Genomic DNA, 24,408 nt, shown 5'->3' with positions numbered 1-24,408 from the left:
AACGGAATCTCTTGCGCGGCCGCGAATATGGTAAGTAGTAAGGGGTTACAAGAAGTCGCAGCAGGATCAATCTTGACGGAAGGGCGGAATGCAGCATGGAACCGCAAATGGTTCGCCCGATACACCATGTGCGTTTTGTGACGGCTGCCGCATTGTTCGACGGGCATGATGCCTCGATCAACATTATGAGGCGGATTCTTCAAGCATCCGGCGTCGAGGTGATTCATCTCGGCCACAACCGCTCCGTGCAGGAAGTAACGGACGCGGCGATTCAGGAGGATGTGCAGGGCATCGCGATCAGCTCGTATCAAGGCGGGCATATCGAATACTTGACTTATATGCATGACGTGCTGCAGCAGGCGGGGGCCGGCCATATCCGCATCTTCGCGGGAGGCGGCGGCGTTATCGTCCCGGCGGAGATCAAGGCGCTGCACGAGTACGGGATCGCCCGCGTGTTCTCGCCCGACGACGGCCGCGAGATGGGCTTGCAAGGTATGATCAACTATATGATTCAAGCTTGCGATTTCAAGCCGCCGCGACAAGCGGCGGAGGAGCTCGCGGCCTTGCAGTCACGGAGCCGGAGCGCCGCGGCCAGGCTGATCTCGCTTGCGGAGGATCAGGCGTCCAAGGCGCAATTGGACGACGCCGAGACCGCCGTGCTTGCGCAGCTGCGCGCCAATGCGCCTGCAGCGGCATCAGTGCCCGTGCTCGGCATAACCGGGACCGGCGGCGCAGGCAAGAGCTCGCTGACCGATGAGCTGGTGCGGCGTTATCTCGACCGTTTCCCGGACCGCTCGATTGCCGTCATCTCGATCGACCCGACGAAGCTGAAGTCGGGCGGCGCCTTGCTCGGCGACCGGATTCGGATGAACGCGGTCCACGGTCCGAGGGTATTCATGCGCAGCATGGCGACGAGGGGCTCGAAATCCGAAATCAGCGAAGCCGCCACGGATGCCGTCGCCGTCGCGAAGCAGGCGGGGTACGACTTCGTCATCGTCGAGACAAGCGGCATCGGCCAAGGCGGGGCGGCGATCGTCGATATCAGCGACGTGACGATGTACGTCATGACGAGCGAATTCGGCGCCGCTTCCCAGCTGGAGAAAATCGACATGCTCGATTATGCGGACATCATCGTTATCAATAAGTTCGAGCGCCGGGGATCGGAGGATGCGCTGCGGGACGTGCGCAAGCAGTTCAAGCGCAGCCGCCAGGCGTTCGACATTCCCGACGAACGGCTGCCCGTCTTCGGGACGATCGCCAGCCAGTTCAACGATTCCGGCACGACGGAGCTGTTCCGGGAGCTGATGCGGATCGTCGAGGCGAAGACGGGCGGAAGCTGGGCGCTGCCGGAAGCGGATGATTGGTTGCCGGGAGCAGCGGGCGCAGCAAGCAATCCGGCGGCGAGTACAGCTGCCGATGCCGCGGGGAACGCGTCCAAGCAAGCCTCGAAGAATAACTCGAAGCATGAGACGATTAACGATATGATGAAAACGACGATCATTCCGCCTGAGCGAACGGGATACCTAAGCGAGATCATTCATGCCGTCCGCCGCTACCGCGCGTTCGCGGAGGAACAAGTCGCGGCCGCCCGGAAGCTGGCCGCGCTGCGCACCGCCAGGCAGCAAATCGCGGCCGATGACGGCAGTCATCTGTCCGAGGCCGAGGCGGTTTTGTTCGCGGCGAGGCTGGACGCCATGATTGCCGCCTGCGAAGCCGGTATGCATCCGGATAGCCGGCGGCTGCTTGAGGCCTGGCCGTCCGTCCGCGAGACGTACGGCCAGGAGCGTCTGATCGCTAATGTTCGCGGCAAGGAAGTCGTGACGGAACTGACCGTCCATTCGCTGTCGGGCAGCCGCATTCCGCGCGTCAGCCTGCCGAAGTTCGAGGACGACGGCGAGTTGCTACGCTGGCTGCTGAAGGAGAACCTGCCCGGTTCGTTCCCGTATACGGCGGGCGTCTTCCCGTTCAAACGGACCGACGAGGAGCCGAAGCGCCAATTCGCGGGCGAAGGAACGCCGGAGCGCACGAACCGCCGGTTCCACTACCTGTGCCGCAACGACGACGCGAAGCGGCTGTCCACGGCCTTCGACAGCGTGACGCTGTACGGGCAGGATCCGAGCGAGCAGCCCGATATTTACGGCAAAATCGGCAACAGCGGCGTCAACGTCTGCTCGCTCGACGACATGAAGAAGCTGTACGACGGCTTCGATCTATGCCATCCGGCCGTAAGCGTGTCGATGACGATCAACGGTCCGGCGCCGGCCATTCTGGCGATGTTCATGAACACGGCCATCGACCAGCAGGTCGACCGTTTCGCGGCGAAGCATGGACGGCAGCCGGACGCGGCGGAATACGCCGCCATCAAGGCGGCGACGCTGCAATCGGTCCGCGGCACGGTGCAGGCGGACATTCTCAAGGAGGATCAGGGACAGAATACATGCATTTTCAGCACGGAGTTCGCCTTGAAGATGATGGGGGACGTACAGCAATATTTCATCGATCATCGCGTGCATCATTATTACTCGGTCAGCATCAGCGGCTATCATATCGCGGAGGCCGGAGCCAATCCGATCACGCAGCTGGCGTTTACGCTGGCGAACGGGTTTACGTACGTCGAATACTATTTGTCGCGCGGGATGCGAATCGACGATTTTGCCCCGAACCTGTCGTTCTTCTTCAGCAACGGGCTCGATCCGGAGTACTGCGTCATGGGCCGCGTCGCCCGCCGCATCTGGGCCGTCGTCATGAAGCATAAGTACGGCGCGAACGAGCGCAGCCAGAAGCTGAAGTACCATATCCAGACGTCCGGCCGGTCGCTGCATGCGCAGGAGATGGACTTCAACGATATCCGCACGACGTTGCAGGCGCTGATGGCGATCTACGACAACTGCAATTCGCTGCACACGAACGCGTACGACGAAGCCGTCACGACGCCGACCGAAAGCTCGGTGCGCCGCGCGATGGCGATTCAGCTCATCATCAACCGGGAGCTTGGGCTGGCCAAGAACGAGAATCCGCTGCAAGGCTCGTATATCGTGGAGGAGCTGACGGACTTGATGGAAGAAGCGGTGCTGCTGGAGTTTCAGCGGCTGCACGACCGCGGCGGCGTGCTGGGCGCCATGGAGACGGGATATCAGCGGGGCAAGATCCAGGACGAATCGCTCCATTACGAGCAGCTGAAGCATAGCGGCGAGCTGCCGATCATCGGGGTGAACGCGTTCGTCGATCCGAACCCGGCCCGGCAGCCGGACGATATCGAGCTGGCACGGTCGACGGAAGCGGAGAAGCGGGAGCAAATCCGACATCTGGCGGCGTTCCGGCAGCAGCATCAAGACGGCAGCGAAGCGGCGCTCGAACGGTTGAAGCAGGCCGCCCGGCAGGACGGCAATGTGTTCGAAGCGTTAATGGACGTCGTGAAGTCGGCATCGCTCGGTCAAATCACGCGCGCTCTGTACGAAGTCGGCGGGCAGTACCGGCGGAATATGTAAGCGCAGGCGAGGGGGATTTCCGTGAAAATCTATACGCGAACGGGTGACAAGGGACAAACGAGCTTGGTGTACGGCACGAGGATTTCGAAGCATTCCGCGCGGGTCAATGCCTACGGTACGTGCGACGAAGCCAATTCGATGCTCGGCTTGGCGCTGGCTTGGCTGGGGAAGGGCGACGAATGGACGCCGCTGCGGCAGACGATGCATGTCGTGCAGACGAAGCTGTTCCATGTGGGGGCGGAGCTGGCGACGCCGACGAGAATGAAGGTCGCCTGGCCGATTACGGACGCGGATGTCCGCGAGCTGGAAGACCGGATCGACGAGCTGGAGGCGGCGCTGCCGCCGCTCGGCAATTTCATTCTGCCGGGCGGGAGCCCATGCGGCGCGGCGCTGCACGCGGCAAGGACGGTCGTTCGCCGCGCCGAACGGATGGCCGTGGACGTATGGAAGGAAGAAGACATCAGTCCGGTCGTATTGACCTACCTGAACCGCCTCTCCGATCTGCTCTTCGTCGCCGCCCGCTTCGTCAATCATCAAGAGGGGGTTGTGGAGCAGGGACTGCATCAAGACGAAACGCCATAACGGCGAACACGGGCAAGGAAGCCGCCGGTACGGCATTCCGGCGGCTTCCTTGCGTTATTACGGGACTGTTCGCGATTAGTCACATAAATCCATCCGCGAAGAATATGAATCCATTTATTCCCAGATCGGCTGTGCTACACTGAGAACAAGGTCGTATAAGGGAGGGGCGAGAACAATGAACGCATACGAACCATTGAAGCTTGTCATCGGCGCAGGAGATTACAACAATAATCCGGGTTGGCTTCAGACGCAGGAAAGCGACTTGAATCTTTTGAATCGTCCGCAATGGGAGGCGCGGTTCCCGGCGGCGGGCATCGATGCCGTCGTAGCGGAGCATGTGTGGGAGCATCTCGATGCCGAGGAAGGCGTCGCCGCCGCCAAATGCTGCTTCGATTTCTTAAAGCCCGGCGGTTATGTGCGCTGCGCCGTGCCGGACGGCTATTTTCCCGATGAAGCTTATCAACGCATCGTTCAAGTCGGCGGACCGGGACCGGCAGACCATCCGGCGGCGAGCCATCGGATCGTATATACATACCGGACGCTCGTAACGATGTTCGAGGCGGCAGGATTCCAGGTCAAGCTGCTCGAATATTGCGATGAACAAGGCCGGTTCCACAGCATCGATTGGAACGAGGACGACGGCCTCGTCTATCGTTCCTTGCGTTACGACCATCGAAACGCAGACGGCATCCTGCGGTCCGTTTCCTTGATCGTCGATGCCGTCAAGCCTCATCAAGCATAGAAAGGATGAATGCCATGCAGCTGAAATGGCTCGATTGGGCAAAACAGATTCAAGCGATCAGCCAAGCGGGACTCGCTTACTCGAAGGATATGTACGATCTGGAGCGCTTCGAACAATTAAGGTCATTAAGCATTGAAATCATGCATGCGTATACCGATGTCGAAACAACCAAGATCCGCGACTTGTTCGCAAGCGACTCCGGCTATCAGACGCCCAAGGTGGACGTGCGCGGCGTGATCATCGACGAGGAGGACCGGATTCTGCTCGTCAAGGAACGGCTGGACGGCGCCTGGGCGCTGCCGGGCGGATGGGCGGACATCGGCTTGTCGGCCAAGGAGAACGTCGTCAAGGAAGTTCGGGAAGAAGCGGGACTGGACGTGACCGCTTCCGAACTGCTCGGGATCGCGGACAAGAAGTTCCATGCGCATCCGCCGTCTCCCAATCACGTCTACAAAATCTTCATTCGCTGCGACGTGCGCGGCGGACAAGCCGCCGCCGGCATGGAGACGACGGAAGTCGGCTATTTCGGCGAAGACGAGCTGCCTGAATTATCGCTGGAGCGCAACACGCCGGAACAGATCCGGGCGCTGTTCGAGATGAAGCGCCATCCGGAGCGCAGACTGCTGTTCGATTAAGGCTTTCGGCGGAAGCACGGATCCACTGGAGCGCATCCGTGAATTCGCTGGGTAAGCCTGCCTGACGCTGGCTGTACCTTTGCAAGCTCCGCATGTCGGGTTCCGCGCCGCGCATCGGGATTCGCGCGATTGCCGGCGATGACGAACCAAGAATGGGTAACGCCGGCCGTTACCAGCGGATGCCGATCGTATGGCGCGTGATTTTCCAATGCAGCGTATTCGAGGTCAGCAGGGCAACGAAATAAAGCAGCAGCGCCAACGCGATGGAACCGATGACGCTCCATAGCTGCGACAGTCCGAGCTCGGAAGTCATGAAGTCCATGATGACCTGTCCGCACAGCGCCATGAACGTCATGCAGATGCCGACCTTGATGTAGGGCTGGATCGGGACATAGATGCCGATCGATCCGGAAATCGAGAAGAAGTTCAGCAGCGTCTGCATGACGATGCCGACCCCGATGCCGAAGGCGACGCCGACGATGCCGAACTGACTGCCGAAGACGAAGATGGACACCGCTTTGAACGCCGTGGCCGCGGTGAAATTCCACAGCGTCGCGCTCGCGCGGCCGAGCCCCAGCAGGATCGCATGAAGCGGGGCGTCGAAATAATGGAGGAAGAAGATCGGCGCTAATATTTTGAGCAGCATGCCCGCTTCCGGCGAACCGTAGATGAGCGTCGTGAGCGGCGTCGCCCACACGAACAGGATGACGGTCGCGGGCGCGCCGATCAACAGGCCGAGGCGAAGCGCCTGGTTCATGCGTTCATGCATGAGCAGCCCGTTCTTGTTCGCCGAGGCTTCGCCGATCGCGGGCACGAGCGCCGTGGACAAGGACTGGGTGATGAAGCTCGGCATGAACAGCAGCGGGAAGGCGTACCCGGCCAATAAGCCGAACTGCTTCGTCGCGAGCGCGGTACTGATGCCCGCCATCGCCAAGCTCGTAGAAATGAGCAAAGGCTGAAACGCGCCGTACAGCGATTGGACGACGCCCTGTCCGGTGGTCGGCAGACCGATCTTCAGCAGCTCGCTCAGCGTGCCCTTGCCTTGCTTCAAGTGGGCCGCCCACGTCTCTCCGGCGGTCTTCTGCTCGCCGCGCAGCTTGTAGCTGGCGAAGAGGAACAACAGGCCGGTCGCTTCGCTCAGGACCGATGCGGCCATCGCGCCGGCGGCGGCATACGCGACGCCGTACGGCATCAGCACATGGACCAGCGCCAGGACGCAGGCAATCTGCACTGTATGCTCCAGCACGTCGGAGGCGGCAATCGTCCGCATCTGCTGTATCCCGCGGAAATACCCCCTAAGCACGGCGGACACGGCCACGATCGGCGCGATCGGCGTAATCGCGATCATCGCGTAATACGCGCGCTTGTCGCTGAGCAGGAGAGACGCGATCCAATGCGAGCCGAGCAGCGATACGGCCGTCAGCGTTACGCTGAGCGCTCCGGTGACAACCAGCGAGACATGTAGAATGCGCCTGATTTTGTTCCGGTTGCCCTGCGCCTGCGCCTCCGCGACCAGCTTGGAGATCGCGACCGGCAGGCCGAGCTCCGTGATCGTGATGACGAGCGGGACGAGCGGATGGGCCATCATCAGCAGCCCGATTCCTTCGGCGCCCAGTACGCGCGCGACGAACATGCCGCTGATAAAGCCGAGAATGCGGTTGATGAAAGCGGCGATAGACAGGGCCAGCGTCCCTCTCATGAATGATCGCTCAGGTTGTGCCATAGCTTGATCCTCCTGGTTATCGAATACTTTAATGTATTCATCAATCGGAAAAGCATGCGAACGAGCTTCGGCGCAGCCTGTCGCAAGCCTGTCCCGCCGGGCGTCAAGAAGGCCTTTTCATTCGCGGCCGACATGCTTATAGTAGGAATAAGCGCCGTTGATGAATTTCTGTTCGAACGGCCGATCGATTAGACACGCGGAGGATTCATTCATGAAACAAATACAAGCGTTCGGCCCGCAGGATTTAAGACTGGTCGACGTCGCGGAGCCGCAGGCAGGAGAAGGCGAAGTGATCGTTGACGTGAAAGCCTGCGGTATATGCGGCTCGGACAAGTGGTGCTGGCATGTGACCGAGCATTCCGATTACGTGGCGGGACACGAGGTCGCGGGCATCGTCGCGCAGGCGGGTCCCGGCGTGGTTCGGCTGCAGCCGGGCGATCGCGTCGCCGTCAACAACGTGAAAGGCTGCGGCGTATGCAAAGCATGCAAGGAAGGGGCATATGTCAGATGCGCCCGGCCGATTACGCATATGGGGTTCGGTTTCTCGGAGAAGATCGCCGTACCGGAACGGAATTGCTTGCCGCTCGAGCCCGAGATCGGATACGAGGCGGGAAGTCTCATCTTCGACAATTGGGGTACGCCTTACGCCGCCCTGTCGCGGACGTCGATCGGCGAAGGCGACCGGGTTGCCGTGACGGGCTGCGGGCCGATCGGGCTTGCCGCGGCTGCGCTAGCCGTATTGCGCGGCGCGAAGGTCGCCGCCGTCGATCCCATCGAGGAACGCCGCGCCGCGGCCATCCGCATGGGGGCCGAAATCGCGCTGAAGCCGGGCGAGGATACGGAGGAACGGCTGAGGACGTGGAGCGGCGGCGAAGGCGTCGGCTACGTCGTCGAATGCTCGGGCAAAGCGGCTTCTTACGAGCTGGCGTTCGGGGCGCTGCGCATCGGCGGAACGATCGTGGTCATCGGCGAAGGGGCGCGGTTCGAATTTCAATCGAGCCGGCTGATCGGCAAGCATATCCAAATCACGGCTTCGCTCTATGCCGGAATGAAGGACGGCGAAGCGGTTCAGCGGCTCATGGCGCAAGGCGCGATCGACCCGATGGCGATCGTCACCCATCGCTTCGCGATGGAGGAAGTTCCCGGCGTCTTCGGACAAGTCGTCGAAGGCGCGGGCGGGCTGCTCAAAACGATCGTCGTTCAAGATTAAGGTCCGACGACTGCCATACAGGACTGTCCGGTGAAGCTGGCAAACGGCCGGAGAATGAAGGGATATCGGGCGTTGGCAGCGCAGAAGCAGATTCAACCGCCGGTTGAATCTGCTTGTTCAACTGACGTTTGATAGATCGGGACCGGTCGGTTTGCTATGCTGTACCCAGACAGTGCGCACTGTACATTCTTGCAAGCGGAGGCGTTCAATAGATGGACATTCGGAAGATCGGCGCATACATTTCGACGTTGAGAAAAGAAAAAAGCATGACGCAGGCGGAGTTCGCCATGAAGGTCAATGTCAGTCACCAAGCCGTATCCAAGTGGGAACGGGGGGAATCGATGCCCGATATCGGTCTGCTGCCGACCATCGGCCGCCTGCTCGGGATCTCGATCGACGAGCTGCTCGCCGGCGAAAGCCGGATCGTGCCGGCGCAAGCGCAGGAAGCGCCGGCCGTCGTACCGGCTGCACCGGAGCGGGAAGCGCTCCTAAAGGTAGAAGCCGCTGCCGATACGGCAAACGAGGCGGCTGTGAGCCAAGAGGCGGCACCGGCGTCAGCCGAGAGCATGGAAGCGACGCCGGTCGCAAAGCAGGATGCCGTTACTGCGGAAGCGGTGGACGCCGTCGCAGATACGTCACTGGGCGTAAGCGGCGCAGGACTGAAAGCTCTTGAAGCATTGGAAGCACCGGAAGCATTGGACGCACTTGAAGGATTGAAAGCGCTTGAAGGATTGAAAGCGCTTGAAGCATTGGAAGCACCGGGAGCCGCTGAAGCCGTCGACAGCGCCGAAGCCGGCGAGATCGGAGAATCCGTTGACAAGGATGAACAGCCGCACGAGGAAGCCGAAGAAGCGGACGGCGAATACCCAAGCTTGCGGTCGATCATGGATCTGGCGCCGTTCCTGGGAAGCGACACGATTGACGAAATGATCGGCTACGTCGAAGACGGCCGGCTGAACGGCGACGTGCTGCAGAGCTTGGCGCCGTTCATCAGCCGGAGCACGCTGGCCCGATTGGTGAGCAAGGCAGCGAACGGTACGTTCGATATTCGTCAAATGGTCAGCCTCGCTCCGTTCCTGGACACCGAGCATATCGACCAGCTCGTGCGGCAGGCGGAGGACGGCAAGATCGAGTGGCGGTTCGTGCAAGAGCTGGCCCCTTTCATCCGCCGGGATACGCTGGCCCGGCTGGTGGGCAAAGCGGCGGGCGGCACGCTCGATATCCGCGAACTCGTCAGTATCGCTCCGTTCCTGAACGCCGAGCATATCGACCAGCTCGTGCAGCAGGCGGAGGCGGGCCGAATCGAATGGCGCTATGTCCAGGAGCTGGCGCCGTTCATCGGCCGGCAAACGCTGGACCGCCTTGTCGACAAAGCCGTCGATGGCGATGTCGGATTCGATCAAGTCGTCGAGCTGGCGCCTTTCCTGTCCAAGGAGAGTCTGGAGAAGCTGATGGACCATGTAACGATCGGCGAGCTTGGCGCCGACAGGCTGTCCGAGCTCGCGCCGTTCCTGAACAAGGAAACGCTGGAGAAGCAAGTGCGCCGCATGCTGAGCCGGACGTTAGCGCGCAAGGCCGAATAGGCCGACGAGAACGTGCATCCGTTTCCTGTTGCCTGTAGGATCGCGTTCGTATGCGATTCGTTCACGAATCACGGAAGGCTGGAGTCCCATCGGGGGATTCCGGCCTTTTCGCGCTGTCTGGCGGCGGACGCGGCCATAGCGTTTGCCATAGCGGTTTATACCAGCGGTTCTATCGTTGCATATAGCTAGTTGAGAAATGAACCTGTATAATGGCTTCTGTACTCTTAAGTTGCGCCGAGGTGAGCATCTTGTCACGCCCTAACTGGAAATCCGCCGCTATGGAAGCCTTCGAAAGCGGACGCGATGTGATCGGATTCTATATGTCCATCCCTGAATCGATGAAAGAATCTTCCATTGAAGCCATTCATGACGGCAGCAGTGGAGCTGCTAATGAATCTATTAGCGCGGCTAATAATGAAGTTACGAATGAGGCTAGTAACGAAACCGCGAATGCTGCTGCGGACGAACGCACAGGAGCGCCGGCCTTGCCGGACAGCCTGGAACTGGCGGAAGCCGTTCGCAGCGCGATCTACCCGCTGGATTCGCGATGCTCGGCAGCGGGCGGAAAGGCGAGCGCGGCCATTCGGCGGGACAACGCCTTCGACTTGATCGGGAGCGGCGATGACGGCATTCGCCTTGCATCGTCCGCCGTGGCCGATCTGTTCGGCATGACGCCAGCCTCGCAAGCCGTGCAGCGGCTGTTCGCGCTGGCGCAGGACACCCGCGATATCGTCGGCTTGCGATCCGCGCTGCGAGCTCTTCCAGCTTCGGCCGTCCTGGCGTATGGCAAGCTGGTGAGCACGCTGTCGAAGCTGCGCGCGCCGATCGTCGTCGAGCTGGCGACGCCCGCAGGCCTCGCGGGCGAAACGGAGCTGCGTCCGGAGCAGCTGAATGCCGCCGCGGCATATATTGAAGAAACGCGTGTCGATTCCGTTTACCTGAAGGTTAGAGGCAGCCTGCAGGGCTTTCATCCTGCCAAGAAGCTGTTTCGCTTGGAAGGCGACGACGGCCTGAGCTATGAAGGCGGCATGACGGCGGAGCTGCGGAAGCGATTCGCGAAAGAAGCGCCCCGCATTGCGCTGCCGTTAATCGCCGAGGCGCTGATCGAGAGGCGGACGACGTATCGCCCCAGCATCGAGGCGGAATCCACGGTGGATGTGCTGGCGGAGCTCGATACCGATCCGGGCGAGAATCGGGAGGAGCTGCTGCCGAAGCTTCAGCGGCTGCACGATAGGCTGAACGCGGCGCTGGACAGCGAGGACGGTATCGAACAGTCCGCGCCCGTATCCGCAGCGGATTACGAAGCGCTCGCGGAGCTTGCGGATCGGCTGCTTGCCAGCAATCCGCACAAAGGCGCTCGCCGTGCCATCGAGCCCGCCGACTTGTCCGACATGCATGCGCTGCTCGCGGATAGCAGGCCGATCGCCAGGCTGGCGCTCTCGGACGGGCTTGTCCTGGCCGAGGACGATTATGACGCGGACAGCTATGATGCCGGCCAGGCGGCACGCGCCGCGAAGCGGAAGGCGATCGCCGAACGGCAGAAGCTGGCCGCGGCCGCCTATGCCGACAGCGTCAAATTAGCTGGACGATTACTGCGCATCATCGACTCTCTCCTGGACGACGCGCCTTGACGCTAGGCTCGCTCGCGAGACCATTTCAGCGGTTGGGAACTCGCAGCTGCCTGGATTCCTATGGGATCATTGAACGCCGCCTCGTTCCAAACGGCGTCATCCAACGTCAATCGCTTCAGCTGCCTATTTCGTACAACGCCAAGCTTCCGGTCGCAAGACCGGAAGTTTTTTTATGTTCTGAGGGCAGGAGAAGCTGGCAGAAGGTGGAATGTGTAAGAGGAACGCATTCCTACTTTATGTTTTGGAGGTATCGTCACATGAAATTAACGTTCGAGCAGAAGGCATCCATGCTGAAGAACGGGTACATTCACGTGCCCGGCGTTATTCCCAAATTGATGGTCGACCATGCGGTGAAGCATATCAATCATTCGGTAGGACAGGGCATGGATCCGGCGCAAATGCAAACGTATCGCGCCCAGTCATTCTGTCCGGAGCTGCAAGCCCAGTCGCCGATCTCCGGGCTGTTCAACGATACGCCCGTCAAATCGCTGGTTGAGGACTTGCTCGGGGAAGGCAGCGCGCTTCCCGTGAACGCCGGTCAGATCGCCTTGCGATTCCCGTCGCTACAGGACCCTCCGGCCGTTGCCAGGCCGCATCTGGACGGTATGTATTCGCCGACCAACGGCGTGAAAGAAGGCACGATCGGCAACTTCACGATGCTGGTCGGCGTGCTGCTCAGTCCGGTTCGCGAGCAGTACGCAGGCAATTTCACCGTCTGGCCGGGCACGCATACGCAGTATGAATCGTATTTCAGGGAGCATGGGCCGGAAGCGCTCCTGAACGGTATGCCGCCGGTCGAACTGCCGGATCCCGTCCAGACGCTCGGCGAGCCCGGGGACGTGTTCCTCGTTCATTACCAGCTTGCGCACAGCGTCGCCCAGAACGCATCGCCGTTCCCGCGCTACGCGATCTTCTTCCGCGTGAAGCATACCGAGCATAATCAGGACTGGAGAGCCCCGATGAAGGACATTTGGCTGCACTGGCCGGGCATTCGTTCCATCATGAACGGCTAAACGGCGCATACGCGGCTATTAAGCTATCGCATTGCTAACCTAGCAGTCCCATATAGGGAGGTCAATTTACCATGAAGCTTCATTGCGCGCTGCCGAGGTCGACGCCCGAAGCGCAAGGCATCGCATCCAGCGCGATCGCCGGTTTCCTGGACGCCGTCCGGGACCGGGGGTTCGAGGTACACGGCTTCATGCTGTTGCGGCGCGGACAGGTCGCGGCCGAGGGATGGTCGTCGCCGTACGGACCGGAGCACCCGCATGAGCTCTACTCGATGTCCAAGAGCTTTGCCGCGACGGCGATCGGAATCGCCGAAGCCGAAGGCTTCCTGACATTGAATGACAAGGTCGTCGATTTCTTCGAGGACGAGCGCCCGGAGACGATTTCGCCGAATCTGGCGGCCATGACGATCAGGCATTTGCTGATGATGGGCACGGGACAAACGGAAGCTATCGACGACTGGACGCCGGGGGAGGACGGATGGGTCAGACGGTTTCTGGCCGCTCCCGTGCCGAATGTTCCCGGAACGCATTTCTTCTATAACACCCCCGCGACCTACATGCTTTCGGCCATTCTGCAGCGCGTGGCGGGCCAGACGCTGCACGATTATCTCGTTCCGCGTCTGTTCGCTCCGCTTGGCATGACAGGGACGTCATGGAAGACTTGCCCGCACGGCGTGACGGTCGGAGGCTCGGGGCTTCGTCTTACGACCGAAGCCATCGCCAAATTCGGCCAGCTCTATCTGCAGGGCGGCGAGTGGGAAGGCCGGCGGCTGCTGACCGAAGCGTGGGTCCGGGAGGCAACCCGGTTTCACATCGCGAACGGCAGCGAGCCGGACAACGATTGGACGCAAGGCTACGGCTATCAGTTCTGGCGCTGCCGGCACGGCGCCTACCGGGCGGACGGCGCTTTCGGCCAAATGTGCGTCGTGATGCCGGAGCAGGAAGCGGTTCTCGTATTGACTTCGGGCTCCGAAGACAAGCACGGGCTGCTGAATACGGTATGGGAGACGCTGCTGCCCGCCTTCTCGCCTGATGCATTGGCGGCGGACGAGCAGGGGAATACCGCGCTCGCCGAGCGGCTGCGGGCGTTTCGCTTCGATGAGCCGCAGGCGGAAACGGCTTCCCCGATCGAAGCGGTCATTCAAGATCGGACGTACCGGATGGAGCCGGGCCATCTGCAGATCGAATCGATCGCATGGCGATTCGAGGATCGCCATGCGATCTGCGTCCTGCGCAACGTCTTCGGCGAACAGCGTATCCGGCTGGGGCGCGGCAGCTGGCAGCCGAGCCGCGTTCGTTTCGCGGCATGGAGCCTCGAATCCGAGCAGCCGGTCGAAGGCAGCTTCTCGTGGCAAGACCCGCATACGCTGGAATTCCGGCTGTTGTTCGTGGAGACGGCATTCGCGTACCGCTTCGTCTGTCGATTGGACGATCCGCTGCTCAGCCTAGAGGTGACGTCCAACGTGTGCTTGGAGTGGGAACCGTGCCATGTCGCCATTCGCGGCGAACGGCTGGTCACGGCTTGAAGTCCGATCGTCCATTCGATCGCCTATGATCCGCGTCACGACCCAGCCATCACGACCCAGCCATCACGACTCAGCCATCATGAAGACGGCTGGGTCGCAGTGCGTCTGTCGGAGCAAGGACGCGGACAGGAGATCCGCTATTCAATTGATAATCGCGTATTTTCGTATGTTGGCGGACAAGAGATTCGTTATATCCACCGATTAGCCTGTTTTTGATGCCATTCGGGGACATTAACGGAACCTGTGTCCGATCGCTTACCCCATAGGTCCGATTGCGCCGAATAACGGATTCTCTGTCCGCTAGACCCGGAGGAGAAACGCTCCGTTCAACACATACGGCGTCTAACTTATTGAGGCAGCAAGAAGCCTGCGATGCTCGCAGGCTTCTTCGGCATTTCAATAGCATCTTACGGCTTGAGCGAGATCATGAACAGCTTCGCGAAGCCGAACGCATCCTGTATGTCTATCGCGCCGTCGCCGTCATAATCCGCTTTCGGATCGTAATGCAGCTCGCCCTGCTTCGTACCGAACGCGCGTAGGAAGGCAATCGCGTCCTTCATATTGATGACGCCGTTGCCGTCAATGTCTGCGCTCGGCCCGGGATCCGGATTACCGCCGGGATCCGGATGCTCGCCAGGATCCGGGTTCTGTCCGGGGTCCGGGTTATCCTCCGGATCGGGATTCTGCCCGGGATCCGGATTATCCCCCGGGTCGGGATTCTGTCCCGGATCCGGGTCCTCTCCGGAACCCGTCCCGGGATCGACGGCCGTCCCCGTCACTTCATACCAGACCGTGCCGAGATACGCCTGCCAGCCGTCGCGCCAGAACATGGTCGCCTTATCGCTCACGATCTGCTCGGCAGGCTGCCGGCCAGCCGCATCGCTGCGGCTCAGGTAGATGCTGCCGTCAAAGGTGAAGGCCGCGTCGCCGGCAGGAGAGACGGCGATCAGCCGGCTGCCGCTCGTGCTCGTCGGCGTCAGGCGCTCGTCTTCGCCTTCAGGAGAGCGAAGCCATAGCTGCTTCTGACCTTCCGCGGTCATAACGGTGTACGCCGTCCAGCCTCCGGCCGTCATATAATCGCCGGGAACGACGGTCGCCCCGGGAAGAACCGTCTCGCCGCCGGTCCGGCGAAGGACAAGCTCGGACGCATTCGTCGACCGATTCGTTCGGGCGTAGAGCAGCGTATCGCCGTCCATGACCGGCGCCGAATAAGCGTAGCTGCCGTCTTGCGTAACCTGCTCGGCCGCGCCGTTCGCATAACGGAACAATTGACCGCCGTTTGCATACACGACCGTGCCATCCTCGTCCAGCGCATAATCGTAGCTGTCGGTGAATCCGACGAATTGTTCGCTGCCCGTCAGCGTGTCCGTAATGAACAGCTCGCGCAAGCCCGAACCTGGCGCGCGATAGACGGCATAGCGGCCGTTCACGCGGATGTCTGCCGCATCGAGCGGCTCCAGCGCGCCGTTTTGCCATTCAAAGTTCACATAGGTGCCGTACGGGTCGAGCCCTCGCTGATAATAACCGTCCGGAAGCCCTTGACTGCTCGCGTCCAATGCGCCGCCCATCGCGCCGTCCGGCGTCAGATGCACGTTCAGATCCGTCTTCTCGGGAACGAGCAGCGGAAGCGTCTCCCATGCGTCCGTATCCCGGTGATGGATACGAAGCCGGTGGTCGTATGCATTCCAGATCAACGTGCGGTTCGCATCGGAATCGAGCACGAGCCCTTGTTCATGGGCGACGACGGTCAGCTTGTCGCTCGCTTCGACGTAGATGGGGAACGATTGATTCAGCGTAAGGCCGCTCGCATCCGTCGCGTTCAGCTGGACGGTTGCTTGCTGGCCAAGCCACTTGTCCGCCGCGATCGTCTGATCGATCGAAGCCGTCCCTTGCGCGAGCAGCGTGCCGTTAATGCTCATCTTCACGGCTGAGCAGCCGTCCGGATCATCGTCCGAGCACAGCAGGCTGACGGCAAGATTCGGATCCGCAACGTCAAAGGGCAGCGGGGAGGCCGGCTGCAATTTCGGCGGATTGTTATGCTTCAGCGCAAGGCTGAAAGGAGCGCTCGCGGTGCCGTCGACGTCGACGGCGGACAGCTGCAGCGAGAACGCGCCCCACGGTAGCGAGGAGATATCCAGCATGCCGCGGTATTCGCAGGAACTGCCGCATGCCGCCGTTTGTTTCGTTAAGCTGACCGCGGCCAGCCCGCCCACCGAAGCCGTTACTTCCTTGACCGGCACGGACGAATTCACCGTCAGCGTGACGAGGAAGCTGTCCGGCACGAGCGCATTAGCGGCAGGCGCAACGCCGGCAAGCTTGGGAACCGATACCGCAGCCGCGGCCGGGCTCGCTTGCAGGAAGGTCAATCCGAGTAGAAACAGTAGCAGCGCGGCGAGCAGGCAAGCCTGCCGTCGCACATGACGATTCAGTTGCGGCCTGATGAACCATTTGTCAAATATATCCACAATCGCGGGCCTCCTTAAATGATTTTACCTGAAACTGTAAATTCCCTCCTTGCATTCTGACATTGCAGCGAGCTGCAGCGACATGCACGACGAATAAATATCCAAACGTTTCCTTTTCGCGGCGCAAGCTTATTATGCCGTTCGCATTTTCGGGCGTACATAGGGAAATGACCCTATTTGCAGGAACCAATTTCCGAGGCGGCGCCGGCACGGTTTCGGGACGATCCGTTCTTTCGGCCTGCCGACATTTTTCAACAAACAGGCGTCGAAATCGCAAGCGGGATGCGGCTTTCCGGCCGCCGGGAGGGGGGAGCGAGATTTGATTCACGCTACGAATTGCGGTAGGATTATGAGATAGTCAAGAAGAATCGAGAGTCCCACCAGAACTACCGGAGAGGATAGGATGAACGAATGAGTGCTGATACTAGCGTCAAATTAACTTCGCTGTCGAGCAAGGGCGGCTGCGGCTGCAAAATCGGACCGGCGGACCTGGAACAGGTCATCCGGACGCTGCCCCCGGCGGAGCGCAACCCCAATCTGCTCGTCGGCCTCGACACCAGCGACGATGCGGGCGTATACCGGTTGAACGATGAGCTGGCGATCGTGCAGACGGTCGATTTCTTCACGCCGATCGTCGATGACCCGTACGCGTTCGGCCAAATCGCCGCCGCCAACGCGATCAGCGATATCTATGCGATGGGCGGGAAGCCGCTGACCGGCTTGAACATCGTCGCCTTCCCGATTGCGACGCTGGACAAGGCAATTCTGGCCGACATTATGCGCGGCGCGGCCGACAAAGCGAAGGAAGCGGGCGTTACGCTGCTCGGCGGCCATTCCATCGACGACAAGGAGCCGAAGTTCGGCATGGCCGTGACGGGCACCATCCACCCGGATCGTATCCGGACCAATGCCGGCGCGAAGCCGGGCGACCGTCTTATCTTGACCAAGCCGATCGGCGTGGGCATCATGACGACTTCGATCAAGCAGGACAGGCTCTCGCCCGAAGAGACGGCGCGCGTGACGAAGGTCATGGCTACGCTGAACAAGACGGCGGCCGAAATCATGGACAAGTACGATGTCCATGCCTGCACGGACGTTACGGGCTTCGGCCTGCTCGGCCATGCGCTGGAGATGGCCAAAGGCAGCCAGGCGGAAATCACGATTCACCGTCATGCGGTGCCCGTACTGCCAAGAACGCGAGAATTAGCCGAGCTTGGCTGCGTTCCCGGCGGAACGAAGAACAATTACAAGCATATCAGCGATAGCGTGACGTTCCCGGAAGACATGGATCAGATCGATCAATGGATTCTGTGCGACGCCGTTACGTCCGGCGGTCTGCTGATCGCCGTGGCGGCGAACGAAGCGGAAGCGCTGCACCGGGAACTGATCGCTGCCGGCGTGGAAGCGGGATTGATCGGCGAAGTCGCCGAGGGCAAGGGGCATATTACCGTACGGCCTTAAGCGGCGCGGACATCAGCGAGGAGCAATCGTATGTTTCAAGAAATCGCATTGGACAAATGGCGGAAGCTGAAAGACGCAGGCGCGGTCACGACGATCGACGTCCGGTCGCCATCCGAGTATGCGTTGGCGACCATACCCGGCAGCCTGAATATTCCGCTGTTCGACGACGACGAACGGGCCGAGGTCGGAACGCTGTACAAGCAAGTCAGCGTCGAAGCGGCCAAGGCGCGCGGGCTTGAGATCGTATCGGCCAAGCTGCCGGCGTTCATCAAGCAATTCGCCGCCATTCCCGGCAAGAAAACGGTCTTCTGCTGGCGGGGCGGCATGCGCAGCAAGACGTCCGCAACGCTGCTCTCGCTTATGGGGCTTGAAGCCGACCGGCTGACCGGCGGCTATCGCGCTTACCGGCAATGGGTCGTCCATCATCTGGCGACGATGGAATACGCCCCGCGCGCGCTCGTGCTGCACGGCAATACCGGCTGCGGCAAGACGGTCCTCCTGCGCAGGCTGCAGGAGGACGGCTATCCGGCGATCGACCTGGAAGGAATGGCGGGCCACCGCGGCTCGGTATTCGGCGAGCTCGGCCTCCGTGCCAGCAACCAGAAAATGTTCGACGGCTTGCTGCTGGAACAGCTATGGGCGTATGCCGGCCAGCCGGTGGTCGCCTTCGAGGCCGAGAGCCGCAGAATCGGCAAAGTCGTGCTGCCCGACTTGATCATCGGCAAGAAGGAGCAGGGGCTGGCGATTCTCATCGATCTGCCGCTGGAGGAACGCGTGCGGCAGATCGTGGACGATTACAAGCCGTGGGAGCAGCCGGAAGCGTGCAAACGCGCGTTCCAATTCATTAAAGCGAGGATCCATACGCCGGTCGCGCATGAAATTCAATCCTGCCTGGACAAAGAATCGTACGAGACGGCGGTCGAGCTGCTGCTTACGCACTACTACGATCCGAAATACCGGCATTCGTCGCAGCAGTACGAGATCAAGCCGGACCATATCATTCAGGCGCGTAACGTAGACGATGCCTACCGGGATGTCGAAAGCGTCATGCGGGATATGATCGGGTCGCGCTAGCGTATCGTTACTCCCGAAGATGACTCCTTCCTATGCGAGGAGTCATTTTTCGTCTAGGATCGTACCGCCCAAGCGCAGCCGCGAATTAATAGAAATTTAAGAAGCGGTTCATCGTTCATTTAGAATCTGCGTTTATGCTGATGATGCGGACCGCCGCCATCAACCGCGTTTCGAGGAGGAGCGTCCCCGCATGTCCATTCGATTGAAGCTGCTGCTGTCTTATGCGGCGATGCTCGTCATACCGCTCGTGTCGATCATCCTGATCTCCTTCCTGATGGTGCTATTCTACCGCGGGGATTTGCAGAATCTGATCGGGGTATACCATACGACCGAGGACAAATTCGATCACGAAGACATCGAACATATCGCCAAGGAAATTAAGCGGTCGATCGAACGCCAGCCCGGTCTGCTGACGGACAGCAATTATTTCGACGAGATGACGGCGGAGCTGAAGTTTAACGACTCCGGCTTGGCCGTGCGGCTGAACGATACGCTCACGTACCGTTCGCAAGCGATGGAACAAACGCCGGAGCTGCTGGAAGGACTGCCGCCGTTCAAAAGGCCGGGCAGCTTGAGTCAATACCCGGTGCGGAAGATCGATGATGCGAATTACTTATATATGCAGGTCGATTTCGGCGTGAAGGCCAACGAGCGGGATACGGTGTTCATCATTACGAAGATCGATCCGGTCACGTATTTCATCCGCAAATATTTTCCGACGTTGTTCATCTCGCTGCTGTTCGTGCTTGTCCTGACGCATATCGTGCTGACGACGTTCATGTCCAAACGGATCATTCGTCCGCTGCAGGCGCTGCGGGATGCGGCCCGCGAGATCAAGGAAGGGAATCTGGATTTCCGGATGCAGGTCGCCGGGAAAGACGAAATCGGCCAGCTCGGCGTCGCGTTCGAAGAGATGCGCTCCCGCCTGCAGCAATCGATCCGCGTGCAGCTGCAGTACGAGGAGAACCGCAAGGAGCTGCTCGCGCATATCTCTCACGATCTGCGGACGCCGTTGACGGCGATCCGGGGCTATATCGACGGCATTCTGGAAGGGGTGGCGGATACGCCGGAGAAGAATGCCAAATACATGCGGACGATCGCGCTCAAGGCCGATGAGCTGGATCATTTGATCGGCGAGCTGTTCCTGTACTCCAAGCTGGACATGAACCGGCTGCCGTTTCAATTCGAAGCGGTGTCCCTGGCGCCGTTCCTCGCCGACTGGAAGGAAGAGCTGCAATTCGAGCTCGAGAAGCAGGGAATCGCGTTCCATGCGAGCATCCGTCTCGGGCCCGATGCATACGTCTCCCTGGATCGGGATCATTTCAAGCGCGTGCTCAACAACATTGTCCAGAACAGCATCCGCTATATGGATAAGCCGCGCAAGATGATCACGCTGAACGTCTACCGCGAGAACGACGCGGCGGTCATGGTATTGGCGGATAACGGCATCGGCATCGAACCCGATGCGCTGCGGCATATTTTCGAACGGTTCTATCGCGTCGACGAATCGCGAAGCGCCCATACGGGCGGGAGCGGGCTCGGCCTTGCCATCGCCAAGCAGATCATGGAGGGGCATGGCGGCATCATCGCCGCTGCCAGCGAACGACATATCGGAACGACGATTACATTGAAGATGCCCATTCTGCCAAGGGACTGATGAACGATGAAGAGGATTCTATTGATCGAAGACGACGTGTCGATATCGGAGCTTCAGCGGGACTATCTGGAGATCAACGATTTTCAAGTCGACATGGCGCTCGACGGCCCGTCCGGACTCGAGATGAGCTTGACCGGCGCGTACGACCTGATCATTCTGGACGTGATGCTGCCGAGGATGAACGGCTTCGAGGTGTGCAGAGGCATCCGGGAGCAGAAGGACATTCCCATCCTGATGGTCACTTCGAGGCGGGAGGACATCGACGTCATTCGCGGCCTGGGGCTGGGAGCGGACGACTATATCACGAAGCCGTTCAAGCCGGCCGAGCTGGTTGCCAGAGTCAAGGCGCATCTCGCGCGATACGAGCGGCTGATCGGCAAGAAGGAGACGAAGAAGGATATTCAGATCCGCGGCTTGTTCATCGATCCCGATTCGCGGAAGGTGCTCGTGAACGAGGAAGAAGCCGTGCTGACGACGAAAGAGTTCGACCTGCTCTATTTCCTGGCCAGCCATCCCGGCCGCGTATTCGGCAAGGACCATCTGTTCGAGCGGATTTGGGGCATCGACGCGCTCGGCGATTTGCAAACCGTAACGGTGCATATTCGCAAAATCCGCGAGAAAATCGAGGCGGATGCGGCAAACCCGACGTACATCGAGACGGTATGGGGGAGCGGTTACCGGTTCAAGGATTAATGTACCGAACGGGTGCATAAGCTGCTGCTGATGCATGCAGCTCGCCTGGATCCAACCTTAACCTTATGCAAGAAACAAGCCTGATCCGGCGGTCAGGCTTGTTCGCGTTGGCCGCGCCAGAAACCGCAGCAGCCGCAGAAACCGCATGACGTACAGCAACAGGAAACTTAGTCGAAAATTAATAACGCGTTTATGTAATTTTAATATCTTCGTCGTACAGTAGGCTAATAAGCACATGCGGCGTGTCTGATCCGACCGTGAAGGGCACCCAGCAGGTGTCCTTTATTAGTGATGCGGCTTGTCGTCTGCCTTGGAAGCCGAGGCATGCCTCGAAGGCGAGCTCTATATCCACGCACGCTATACTAACTAACGCACCCTATATCAACGGTCTCTATACCATTGGACTCGATAACAACGAACTCATAAGGCGCTCTATATCAGCTGCCAAGACGCTCTATACCAGCATATCCGGAAGGGGGAAGCCGCTTGAACATGCTGCGCAGGCAGGCTCCGCTGCTATGGCTGTTGTCGATACCGCTCATCGGCCTGTTGTATTCCTGGCAGAATCACGAGCGAACGGTCGAACATGTGCTTGCGACGCATCTGGACCGCGTCACGCCGTTCGTACCGGCGTTTTCCGTCTTTTATTTTTTCTGGTACCCGTTCCTGTTGCTTGTCCTCGCCTTGATTTTCCGGAACGACCGAAAGGCCTATTACCGGGCGCTTGCCGCGGTCTGCGTCGGCATCCTGCTGGCCAACGCGATCTTTCTCGCATACCCTACGCATGTTCCGCGTCCGGCGCTCGGCAAAGGCTGGAACTATTTCGTCCCCATCACATACAAGCTGGACGAACCGTACAACGGGTTTCCGAGCATTCACGTTATTACGAGCTACGTCTTGCTGCGGGCTTCGGGAATCTTGTCCCGTCCCGTCCGCATCGCGGCCGCCGTCATGGCGTGGCTGATCATTCTGTCGACGCTGTTCATCAAGCAGCATGTGCTTGCCGACGTCGCCTCGGGCATCGCGATCGGCGAGCTGGTCTTTCGAGCGACGGGCCGGTTCGCGCGCGTGAAGCCGAGGCGGCAATCCAAGGACAGCAAATGGAATGCTTCGAATTGAATGCTTTAGATGGAATGATTCTGAAGGAACGAGTCTGAAGGAACGTTTAGATGGAACGCTTCAAGGTGGAACGTTGCCGCCATGCGCGCTTATCGTTGCACAATCCGCTCACTTGCAGGAGGATGGAAGGATGAAAATATTAATAACGACGGATACCTATTCTCCTGTCATCAACGGCGTCGTCGTCTCGGTCAACCATTTGTACGCCGAATTGAAGCAGGCCGGCCATGACGTTCGCATCTTGACGTTGTCCCATACCGGGAATGACCGGATCGAAGGCGATGTCTATTACATGAGGTCGGCCCGCGCCGGCGTATATCCGGATGCGAGAGTCGCGTTTCCGTATTTCAGCAAACTCGTGCGGGCAGTCGTCTCGTGGGGACCGGACATCATCCACTCGCAAACCGAATTTTCCATGATGCTCGCTTCCCGTTCCATCGCGCATAAGCTGAATATCCCGCATGTGCACACGTACCATACGATGTACGAGAATTACTTGGACTACTTGTGGGGCGGCATTCTATCGAAGAACGTGTCGGCCATCATTACGAAGAAGATGCTGAACCCGCTCGACGGCATCATTACGGCGACGAACAAGACGCGCAAGACGCTGCTCGGCTACGGCGTCCGCAAGCCGATCCACGTCATCCCGACGGGCATCGCGATCGATCGGTTCCGGCAGCCGTCGGCTCCCGAAGAGCGGCAGGCCATCATGGCGAAGCACGGCATACGCGAAGGAGACCGGCTGCTGGCGTTCATCGGGCGGATCGCGGAAGAGAAGAACATCGGCGAGCTGCTGACGCTGCTGCCCGCGGTTATCGCGAAGCATCGTCGCGTCAAGCTGCTCGTCGTCGGCGACGGGCCGTACGCCGGCGTGCTGGAAGCACGGATCCGGCAGCTCGGACTGGAGAAGCATGTCGTCATGACGGGCATGGTGCCCCCGGATGAGGTGAGGCACTATTACAAGCTGGCGGATATCTTCGTCAACGCTTCCACCAGCGAGACGCAGGGACTGACCTATATCGAAGCGCTCAGCAGCGGCTGTCCTGTCGTGTGCAAATACGATCCGTGCATCGACGGCGTCATCGAGCAGGGCTTCAACGGGTACGCGTACAAGGAGCCCGCCGAATTCGCGGCCTGCATCCAGGCGATACTCGAGAATGAAGGGCTGCGGGAACGAATGAGCGCCAATGCGCTGTCGAAAGCGAACGAGTACTCAAGCGGCGTATTCGCGAATCATGTCCTGGACACGTACATGGGCGTGCTGCGCGCCAACAGGGAAGCGCGGGTGCCGTTCACGAAACGGCTCATGCTGATCGTTAGAAGGAGATAGAGGGCGCCGAAGGCGGCGTCAAGCGTTGCGACAAGCTAAGTGTCCAGCGAGGCATCAAGCGTTCCGACAAGCGAGGCGTCTAGCGAAAGATGCTATAGAAAAACCGCTCATGATCCGCTCATGAGCGGATCAGATTGTTGAGAAACCTATACGCTGCATAGAGCAGGCTCGTGACTATAGGACCTGGCGCACGAGCAGATCCTGCCGGCGCTTCCCCGGCGTGGGGTGGATCACGGGTACCGCTTCGAACCCGCCGGTTTCATGAGGGCGCATCACGGTGCATCCGCCGATGCAAGGAAGCGGACAGGAGATCCGCTATTCGCTTCTTCGGCACGTGTTTTCGTGTGTTCGCGGACAGGAGATCCGTAATATCGGCCGATTTGCCTGTTTTCGATGTCATTCTGGCGCATTAACGGATCCTGTGTCCGGGCACTCCCCCGAAAATCCCGATTTCACCACAATAACGGAACCTGTGT

At 60.0% G+C, this 24,408-nt stretch carries 17 protein-coding genes; 15 read left to right on the top strand and 2 right to left on the bottom strand.

The window, feature by feature from the left end; all coding sequences use genetic code 11:
• Positions 1 to 95 precede the first annotated feature (95 nt).
• The 4 genes from GXP70_RS16535 to GXP70_RS16520 all read left to right on the top strand — a co-directional run bounded on the left by GXP70_RS16535 (position 96) and on the right by GXP70_RS16520 (position 5,447).
• The gene (locus GXP70_RS16535; protein WP_162357844.1) at positions 96 to 3,488 is read left to right on the top strand and encodes a methylmalonyl-CoA mutase family protein; all 3,393 of its coding nucleotides are present in this window, start codon (positions 96 to 98) and stop codon (positions 3,486 to 3,488) included.
• A 21-nt stretch (positions 3,489 to 3,509) separates the two neighbouring features.
• Positions 3,510 to 4,070, top strand: coding sequence for a cob(I)yrinic acid a,c-diamide adenosyltransferase (locus GXP70_RS16530; RefSeq protein ID WP_162357843.1), 561 nt, complete (start codon positions 3,510 to 3,512; stop codon positions 4,068 to 4,070).
• A 175-nt stretch (positions 4,071 to 4,245) separates the two neighbouring features.
• Positions 4,246 to 4,812, top strand: coding sequence for a class I SAM-dependent methyltransferase (locus tag GXP70_RS16525; RefSeq protein WP_162357842.1), 567 nt, complete (start codon positions 4,246 to 4,248; stop codon positions 4,810 to 4,812).
• Positions 4,813 to 4,826: 14 nt separating this feature from the next.
• Entirely contained in the window at positions 4,827 to 5,447 is a 621-nt protein-coding gene (locus GXP70_RS16520; protein ID WP_162357841.1) for an NUDIX hydrolase, read from the top strand.
• A gap of 169 nt (positions 5,448 to 5,616) precedes the next feature.
• On the opposite strand, the gene spoVB is transcribed toward GXP70_RS16520, so the two are convergent.
• Positions 5,617 to 7,170 (bottom strand): stage V sporulation protein B, encoded by a 1,554-nt coding sequence (gene spoVB / locus GXP70_RS16515; RefSeq protein ID WP_162357840.1) that lies wholly within the window; start codon positions 7,168 to 7,170, stop codon positions 5,617 to 5,619.
• Between the two features lie 211 nt (positions 7,171 to 7,381).
• On the opposite strand from spoVB, the gene GXP70_RS16510 reads away from it, so the two are divergent.
• The 5 genes from GXP70_RS16510 to GXP70_RS16490 all read left to right on the top strand — a co-directional run bounded on the left by GXP70_RS16510 (position 7,382) and on the right by GXP70_RS16490 (position 14,130).
• The gene (locus tag GXP70_RS16510; RefSeq protein ID WP_162357839.1) at positions 7,382 to 8,380 is read left to right on the top strand and encodes a zinc-dependent alcohol dehydrogenase; all 999 of its coding nucleotides are present in this window, start codon (positions 7,382 to 7,384) and stop codon (positions 8,378 to 8,380) included.
• Positions 8,381 to 8,592: 212 nt separating this feature from the next.
• A complete protein-coding gene (locus GXP70_RS16505) occupies positions 8,593 to 9,963 on the top strand; it encodes a helix-turn-helix domain-containing protein (RefSeq protein ID WP_162357838.1) in 1,371 nt (456 codons plus the stop codon).
• Positions 9,964 to 10,448: 485 nt separating this feature from the next.
• A complete protein-coding gene (locus GXP70_RS16500) occupies positions 10,449 to 11,594 on the top strand; it encodes a hypothetical protein (protein WP_162357837.1) in 1,146 nt (381 codons plus the stop codon).
• A 257-nt stretch (positions 11,595 to 11,851) separates the two neighbouring features.
• Positions 11,852 to 12,607, top strand: coding sequence for a phytanoyl-CoA dioxygenase family protein (locus GXP70_RS16495; protein WP_162357836.1), 756 nt, complete (start codon positions 11,852 to 11,854; stop codon positions 12,605 to 12,607).
• 71 nt (positions 12,608 to 12,678) lie between these two features.
• Positions 12,679 to 14,130: a serine hydrolase domain-containing protein gene (locus GXP70_RS16490; protein ID WP_162357835.1), complete on the top strand. Its 1,452-nt coding sequence runs from the start codon at positions 12,679 to 12,681 to the stop codon at positions 14,128 to 14,130.
• 407 nt (positions 14,131 to 14,537) lie between these two features.
• Here GXP70_RS16490 and GXP70_RS16485 read toward each other — a convergent pair whose 3' ends face one another.
• On the bottom strand, positions 14,538 to 16,595 hold the full coding sequence (locus GXP70_RS16485; RefSeq protein ID WP_162357834.1) for a hypothetical protein: 2,058 nt from the start codon (positions 16,593 to 16,595) through the stop codon (positions 14,538 to 14,540).
• A gap of 411 nt (positions 16,596 to 17,006) precedes the next feature.
• Between GXP70_RS16485 and selD the strand changes: the two genes are divergently transcribed.
• From selD to GXP70_RS16455, 6 genes are all read left to right on the top strand, one after another.
• On the top strand, positions 17,007 to 18,056 hold the full coding sequence (gene selD, locus GXP70_RS16480) for a selenide, water dikinase SelD (protein WP_162357833.1): 1,050 nt from the start codon (positions 17,007 to 17,009) through the stop codon (positions 18,054 to 18,056).
• 30 nt (positions 18,057 to 18,086) lie between these two features.
• Entirely contained in the window at positions 18,087 to 19,130 is a 1,044-nt protein-coding gene (mnmH, locus tag GXP70_RS16475; RefSeq protein ID WP_162357832.1) for a tRNA 2-selenouridine(34) synthase MnmH, read from the top strand.
• 190 nt (positions 19,131 to 19,320) lie between these two features.
• The gene (locus tag GXP70_RS16470; protein WP_162357831.1) at positions 19,321 to 20,787 is read left to right on the top strand and encodes a sensor histidine kinase; all 1,467 of its coding nucleotides are present in this window, start codon (positions 19,321 to 19,323) and stop codon (positions 20,785 to 20,787) included.
• 6 nt (positions 20,788 to 20,793) lie between these two features.
• Positions 20,794 to 21,480: a response regulator transcription factor gene (locus tag GXP70_RS16465; protein ID WP_162357830.1), complete on the top strand. Its 687-nt coding sequence runs from the start codon at positions 20,794 to 20,796 to the stop codon at positions 21,478 to 21,480.
• Positions 21,481 to 21,972: 492 nt separating this feature from the next.
• The gene (locus GXP70_RS16460) at positions 21,973 to 22,599 is read left to right on the top strand and encodes a phosphatase PAP2 family protein (RefSeq protein WP_225442870.1); all 627 of its coding nucleotides are present in this window, start codon (positions 21,973 to 21,975) and stop codon (positions 22,597 to 22,599) included.
• Positions 22,600 to 22,729: 130 nt separating this feature from the next.
• Complete coding sequence (locus GXP70_RS16455; RefSeq protein ID WP_162357828.1) at positions 22,730 to 23,932, top strand: glycosyltransferase family 4 protein; 1,203 nt, start codon at positions 22,730 to 22,732, stop codon at positions 23,930 to 23,932.
• Positions 23,933 to 24,408 lie beyond the last annotated feature (476 nt).

It is taken from the genome of Paenibacillus lycopersici (assembly GCF_010119935.1).
GTDB lineage: Bacteria > Bacillota > Bacilli > Paenibacillales > Paenibacillaceae > Paenibacillus_Z > Paenibacillus_Z lycopersici.
This window is presented reverse-complemented; position numbering and strand designations above follow the sequence as displayed.

Bases quoted from the DNA above. Each gene is read 5' to 3' on its own strand.
- GXP70_RS16535 (WP_162357844.1), top strand. From the start codon at position 96: ATGGAACCGCAAATGGTTCGCCCGATACACCATGTGCGTTTTGTGACG.
- GXP70_RS16525 (WP_162357842.1), top strand. From the start codon at position 4,246: ATGAACGCATACGAACCATTGAAGCTTGTCATCGGCGCAGGAGATTAC.
- GXP70_RS16520 (WP_162357841.1), top strand. From the start codon at position 4,827: ATGCAGCTGAAATGGCTCGATTGGGCAAAACAGATTCAAGCGATCAGC.
- spoVB (WP_162357840.1), bottom strand. From the start codon at position 7,170: ATGGCACAACCTGAGCGATCATTCATGAGAGGGACGCTGGCCCTGTCT.
- GXP70_RS16510 (WP_162357839.1), top strand. From the start codon at position 7,382: ATGAAACAAATACAAGCGTTCGGCCCGCAGGATTTAAGACTGGTCGAC.
- GXP70_RS16505 (WP_162357838.1), top strand. From the start codon at position 8,593: ATGGACATTCGGAAGATCGGCGCATACATTTCGACGTTGAGAAAAGAA.
- GXP70_RS16495 (WP_162357836.1), top strand. From the start codon at position 11,852: ATGAAATTAACGTTCGAGCAGAAGGCATCCATGCTGAAGAACGGGTAC.
- GXP70_RS16490 (WP_162357835.1), top strand. From the start codon at position 12,679: ATGAAGCTTCATTGCGCGCTGCCGAGGTCGACGCCCGAAGCGCAAGGC.
- selD (WP_162357833.1), top strand. From the start codon at position 17,007: ATGAGTGCTGATACTAGCGTCAAATTAACTTCGCTGTCGAGCAAGGGC.
- mnmH (WP_162357832.1), top strand. From the start codon at position 18,087: ATGTTTCAAGAAATCGCATTGGACAAATGGCGGAAGCTGAAAGACGCA.
- GXP70_RS16470 (WP_162357831.1), top strand. From the start codon at position 19,321: ATGTCCATTCGATTGAAGCTGCTGCTGTCTTATGCGGCGATGCTCGTC.
- GXP70_RS16465 (WP_162357830.1), top strand. From the start codon at position 20,794: ATGAAGAGGATTCTATTGATCGAAGACGACGTGTCGATATCGGAGCTT.
- GXP70_RS16460 (WP_225442870.1), top strand. From the start codon at position 21,973: ATGCTGCGCAGGCAGGCTCCGCTGCTATGGCTGTTGTCGATACCGCTC.
- GXP70_RS16455 (WP_162357828.1), top strand. From the start codon at position 22,730: ATGAAAATATTAATAACGACGGATACCTATTCTCCTGTCATCAACGGC.